This window comes from Kocuria sp. CPCC 205235 (assembly GCF_040980905.1).
Classification (GTDB): Bacteria; Actinomycetota; Actinomycetes; order Actinomycetales; family Micrococcaceae; genus Kocuria; species Kocuria carniphila.
The window spans coordinates 1-1,700 of sequence record NZ_JAVKPR010000060.1; the positions used below are offsets into that span (position 1 = coordinate 1).

The window sequence follows — 1,700 nt, forward strand, 5'->3', positions numbered from 1 at the left end:
TTGGGGCGGTTTCACGCACTAATTGGATGGTTCTAGAGTCGTGGTGTGGTGTTCATCAGGCGGGTGCGGACGGCCTCGGGCGCGACGGCGGTGCAGATCGCTGAGTACGCCCACGGGCGCCAGCGGATCGTGCAGCACCTCGGCTCGGCCCATACCGAAGCCGAGCTGGGCCTACTGCTGCAAAAGGGACGCGACCTGCTGGAAGACTCCGCCCAGGGTGTGCTGGACCTCGGTGTCGAACCGGCGGCACCGATCGCACCGCTGGTCCCACCTGCCGGTGAGCCGGGGTTGTTCGATGCTCCCGAGCCACCGCCGACCGGCAGGCGCGAGGGCCCGGGCCAGGTCGTGGCCACCGACTGCCGTATCCTGTTCGAGGCCCTGGCCGCGGTGTTCACGGATCTGGGGTTCGACGCGCTGGACGATGCGGTGTTCCGGGACCTAGTGATCGCCCGGGTCGTGGAGCCGACCTCGTTGCTCGATGCCGGCCGCATCCTGAGGGACCTGGGCAGGGCCCCGGCCAGCTACGCGACCATGAAACGCACGCTCGCCCGGGCCGGGCCCGGCGAGTATCGCGACCGGGTCGCGACCTTGTGCTTCGAGCACGCGGCCACCAGCGGCGATGTCTCCCTGGTGCTCTACGACGTCACGACGCTGTACTTCGAGGCCGAGAAGGAAGACGAGCTACGCAAGGTCGGCTACTCCAAGGAACGCCGGGTGGACCCGCAGATCGTCGTGGGCCTGCTCGTGGACCGCGGCGGGTTCCCCCTGGAGATCGGCTGCTTCGAGGGCAACAAGGCCGAGACCACCACGATCGTCCCCATCATCAAACAGTTCCAGGCCCGCCACGGTCTGGCCGACATGGTCGTCGTCGCCGACGCCGGGATGCTTTCGGCCTCGAACCTGCGCGAGCTCGACGAGGCGGGCCTGCGCTTCATCGTGGGCTCGCGGGCGACGAAGGCCCCGATCGATCTCGCCTCCCACTTCCGCTGGCACGGAGACGCGTTCACCGACGGCCAGGTCATCGACACCATCACCCCCATGACAGGGCGCACAAGCGAGAACAACCGCCTGCTGCGCGCCGAACCGGTGTGGGACCCCGCCCAACACCCCGGCTCGTGGCGGGCGGTGTGGGCGTACTCCCGCAAACGGGCCGTGCGTGACAGTGCGACGCTCACAGCCCAGGAGAGCCGGGCGCGGGCGGTCGTCGCCGGGGAGCAAGCCGCGCGGACCCCGAGGTTCGTGAAGACGACCCACGGGGCGCGCGCCCTGGACGAGGCATCGCTGGCCCGTGCCCGGGCGCTGGTGGGCCTGAAGGGCTACGTCACGAACATCCCCGCCCACATCATGGGCGCCGGTGAGGTCATCGGCTCCTACCACGACCTGTGGCACGTCGAGCAGTCCTTCCGGATGTCCAAGACCGATCTGCGGGCCAGGCCCATGTTCCACCGCACCCGCGACGCGATCGAGGCGCACCTGACGATCGTGTTCACCGCCCTGGCCCTCTCCCGCACCGTGCAGGCCCGCACCGGGCTGGCGATCCGCAACGTCATCCGGCAGCTGCGCCCGCTGCGTGCAGCGACCATCGCCATCAACGGCGCCACCCAGACCTTCGCCCCGGTCATCCCGGCCGAGCAGCAGGCCGTCCTCGACGCCATCCGCGACCCCGAAAATCACGCACTAAACGAATGAGCCAACTCAGG

At 69.4% G+C, this 1,700-nt stretch carries 1 protein-coding gene; it reads left to right on the plus strand.

Annotation, left to right across the window (positions count from 1 at the left end; genetic code table 11):
• Positions 1-45: 45 nt before the first annotated feature.
• Complete coding sequence (locus RF638_RS15930; protein WP_129702504.1) at positions 46-1,689, plus strand: IS1634 family transposase; 1,644 nt, start codon at positions 46-48, stop codon at positions 1,687-1,689.
• Positions 1,690-1,700: the final 11 nt, after the last annotated feature.